At 36.0% G+C, this 3,689-nt stretch carries 3 protein-coding genes and 1 pseudogene; 1 reads left to right on the forward strand and 3 read right to left on the reverse strand.

Annotated features, from left to right (window positions below; genetic code table 11):
* Nucleotides 1-48 precede the first annotated feature (48 nt).
* The 3 genes from ABY905_RS15010 to ABY905_RS15020 form a co-directional block, all read right to left on the reverse strand.
* Nucleotides 49-843: a glycyl-radical enzyme activating protein gene (locus tag ABY905_RS15010; protein ID WP_372645321.1), complete on the reverse strand. Its 795-nt coding sequence runs from the start codon at nt 841-843 to the stop codon at nt 49-51.
* Nucleotides 844-1,273: 430 nt separating this feature from the next.
* On the reverse strand, nt 1,274-1,741 hold the full coding sequence (locus ABY905_RS15015) for a GNAT family N-acetyltransferase (protein ID WP_372645323.1): 468 nt from the start codon (nt 1,739-1,741) through the stop codon (nt 1,274-1,276).
* An 88-nt stretch (nt 1,742-1,829) separates the two neighbouring features.
* A complete protein-coding gene (locus ABY905_RS15020) occupies nt 1,830-3,188 on the reverse strand; it encodes an MFS transporter (protein ID WP_372645325.1) in 1,359 nt (452 codons plus the stop codon).
* A 177-nt stretch (nt 3,189-3,365) separates the two neighbouring features.
* Between ABY905_RS15020 and ABY905_RS15025 the strand changes: the two are divergent.
* Nucleotides 3,366-3,689: pseudogene (locus ABY905_RS15025) on the forward strand (hypothetical protein); the annotation flags it as partial.

The raw sequence follows: 3,689 nt of genomic DNA on the forward strand, positions 1-3,689 counted from the left end.
TCATGATTTTTTGAATTAATAATTGGTAATTAATAATTATCAATTGTCTTAGCCGCCCACACTTACTTTATATCCCGATTTCCTAAAAATAGACTGAACCCATTGTGTATCCTCTTCTAGCAAAGAAGGGATATCAGGCATCGAACTCTCTATACCAAAGCGTCGGAATTTATCTTGTCCGGTTCGGTGATAAGGTAGAATATGGAATTCAGGTTTCTTGGGTAATTCATTCAAGAAATCTAGCATCAGATTGATGTTTTCCTGAGAATCGTTGAAGCCTGGAATCATTGGAAAACGGATGATTATTTGCTTGCCTTTCTCTGACAAGTACTTCAGATTATCAAGAATCAATTTGTTGGAGACTCCTGTACTTTTTAGATGGTCGGCATCAAGCATGTGCTTCAGGTCAAAAAGGAATAGGTCTACATTCTCAACAATGCGATCAATCTTATCTTTCGGTGCATAAGCCGTGGTATCCAAAGCGGTGTGGATTTCTCTTTCTTTACAAGCTTTAAGTATAGCCTCAAGAAAATCAATCTGCATCAGAGGTTCTCCGCCACTAAAAGTTACGCCTCCACCCGATTCGTCAAAAAAAAGCTGATCGCCTTCTATTTCAGAAATCAATTGGTTTATAGTATAGGTTTTGCCTATTTCAGCTTGATCGGCAACTTCCACATTACCCAGACGATTATTTCGGCATATGGATTCAATCCCTGCCTTATAGGATTCGGGGTTATGGCACCAAACACAGCGCAATGGGCAGCCCTTAAAAAAAATGGATGTGCGAATCCCAGGGCCGTCGTGCACAGCATAACGCTTAATATCAAAAACAATTGCTTGCATTATTTCAAACTTTCGAATACGAATAATCAACAAGTTGCAACACTCCCATTAAGGAACTGCCTTGGTATTCGTATTTCAATTAATAAAGTGTGAATTAAATTCTTCGACCAGGTAGGATACGGTCGATTCTTACTTATAAAAAATAAGGTAGAGGAATGCTTGTGGGATCAGCAAATCCAACATTCATAAAGACCTTTGTAGGAAGGTTTTTGTATTACGGTATTAGTCATCATTCTTACAGACTTTTATCAACTCTGTAAAGTTATGATTTTTTTCGAATTGAGGAACTGACAATTAGCAGCTTTCAATAAGTCAGAATCTGTCTACTTAATAGATTACGATTTTCTTCTAAAACAAATAACCACGAACTTACGAATATTAAATCCGACAGATCATGGTTATTTAAGTTGCTTGCATTAGAAGCTTAGTCCTACTCTTTGAGCATTCCGATATGTGGGATGCCATCTTCAAGATATTCTTCTCCCTTTTGAATAAAACCATGGCTTTCGTAGAATTTCTTCAAATACTTCTGGGCTGATATTTTAATTTTATCCTCTCCATAGTGTTCCTTAATGGCTTTTATACTTTCATTCATCAGAGTATGTCCATAAGCATATCGACGCTCATCTTCTGCAACAATCACGCGTCCAATACTACATGCATCAAAGTAATCACCCTTATTGAATAGGCGAGCATAAGCGCAAATTTTATTGCCCTTAAAACCTAACACATGCAAAGCTTTTTTGTCTTTACCATCCTGATCGAGATAAACACAATCTTGCTCTACAACAAAAATCTGCGATCTCAATTGCATTAAATCATATAATTCATCGAGAGTGAATTCCTCAAACTTAAGAACCTTCCACTCCAGACCATTTCCATTTTTCTGATCTTGCATGCTCATTATTTTCTATACTTAAACATCAACTCCTAATTCAAACATTCGTGGTTCAATCTGGTTTATAACTAATCAATATTTGCAACTTTTACTTTGCGTTTGAAGGCAACTCAAGTCCATAACCTGAAACCTTATCCTCACGTTTTAGTAAAATTGCAAACAACAAACCAAGAATACCTAATGTAGCAAACATGATCATTGTAAAGGTATAATTAAGACTTTCTGCTCCTTCCGCATTGGTTTTATCCAATACAAGTCCTGCCAATATTGGAAAAATCCATAAGCCAATATTCTGTACAGAGAACATAAAACCATAGGCGGTTCCAATTCGTTTCTCATCTACTATTTTAGCAACTGATGGCCACATTGAAGCAGGAACAAGTGAAAATGCAATTCCTAAAATAACCATTAAAACATATGGGTTAATCGTCGTGAAAGCAAAACAGGTATGCACTATTACCAGGATTAAAGATCCATAAATCATTAAAGTAGCAGCTCGGCCATATTTATCTACAATAAAACCAAATAGCGGTGTAAAAAACATGGTTCCAATAGGCAACATCGATGAAATAAAACCTGATTCTTTTATACTTAAATCAAACTTATTTAAGAAGAAATCTGCGGAGAAGGATAGAAAAGGAAATACAGCTGAGTAGAAAGTTAAACACAATAGAGTCACATACATAAACGAAGGGTTCATAATGAGCTTTTTCAAATCAGAAATTCGAAACTCTTCACTCACCGCTGCAACTCCATTCTGATGACTTTGTCTATCGAGTTTCAGATCGAGCATCATATAAATCATAAATACCAAAAGTGAAACAGTCACGAATAGAGCTGCAAACCAAATAGCTGTTGTCCATCCTGCTGGAGATTCTATTAAAATTGGAGAAAGATTAAAAGCTAAGAAAGAACCTGTACGTGCCAAGCCTAGTTTCACACCAAAAGCCAAAGCCAGTTCTTTACCCTTAAACCATTTCACAATAATTTTGGAGATAACCACAATACTCGTTTCCGCACCCAAGCCGAATAAGAAACGCCCAAAAAGCATCATCTTTAATTCAGGTGAATAGGATGGCATAAATGAAGTCATAAATCCATATCCCCAGCCCCCATTGGTGTAAACTTCACTGGCTCCATATGCCGTAATTAAAGCTCCAAAAGCCATAAAGGAAATAAACATGAACCCCGTTCGACGAATTCCCAATTTATCAAGGATGACACCACCCAATACGGCCATTAAAAGAAATACATTGGGAATAGAATAAACAGAAACAAAAAGACCAAAATCTGTGGAAGAAAAACCAAACTCTTCAGTTAACTTAGACTTTAAAGGTGATAGGGCATCGTAGAAGTAATAGTTGGCAGCTAAAACAAAACCTACCATAATGAGCATTCCCCATCGCATCCATACATTATCGCGAAGCGTTCTTTTAAGATTTTCCATATTCGTTTTTGTCGTTTCTATTTTAGGTCTATTTATAATCAGCTTCGAAAATACGAAAGCTTTTAAACGTAAAGACACAATTTCAAAGAAATAAATAAAAAAGAACCATGAATTCACGAATAGAATTCATTAATTTAATTCGTGAATTCGTGGCTATCATTTTTTTAATTTGAATTCATGATTATCTTTAATAAGTATTACCTCATCAGAACTCAACTCTTTAAAGATATGAAGACTCGCATACTCAGTTTATTACTCTTGCTAATCATTCCATTTGTTTCATTTTCACAAGAGACAAGTGATAGTCTTGATGTATCAAAAACTAAGGTTTATAAGTTTGATATCAAGCGAGATATCGGACCTCCAATTTGGCGACAAACCAAGGATGCTTTTTCGGAGGCTAAGGAATGGAATGCTGAAATATTCCTGATTCATATGAATACATATGGCGGTATGGTGGTTCATGCAGATTCCATCCGAACAGCAATATTAAACTCTGAA

Source organism: Ancylomarina sp. (genome assembly GCF_041555295.1).
Taxonomy (GTDB): Bacteria; Bacteroidota; Bacteroidia; order Bacteroidales; family Marinifilaceae; genus Ancylomarina.

Coding starts and splice junctions, on each gene's coding strand:
- ABY905_RS15010 (WP_372645321.1), bottom strand. CDS start 843: ATGCAAGCAATTGTTTTTGATATTAAGCGTTATGCTGTGCACGACGGC.
- ABY905_RS15015 (WP_372645323.1), bottom strand. CDS start 1,741: ATGCAAGATCAGAAAAATGGAAATGGTCTGGAGTGGAAGGTTCTTAAG.
- ABY905_RS15020 (WP_372645325.1), bottom strand. CDS start 3,188: ATGGAAAATCTTAAAAGAACGCTTCGCGATAATGTATGGATGCGATGG.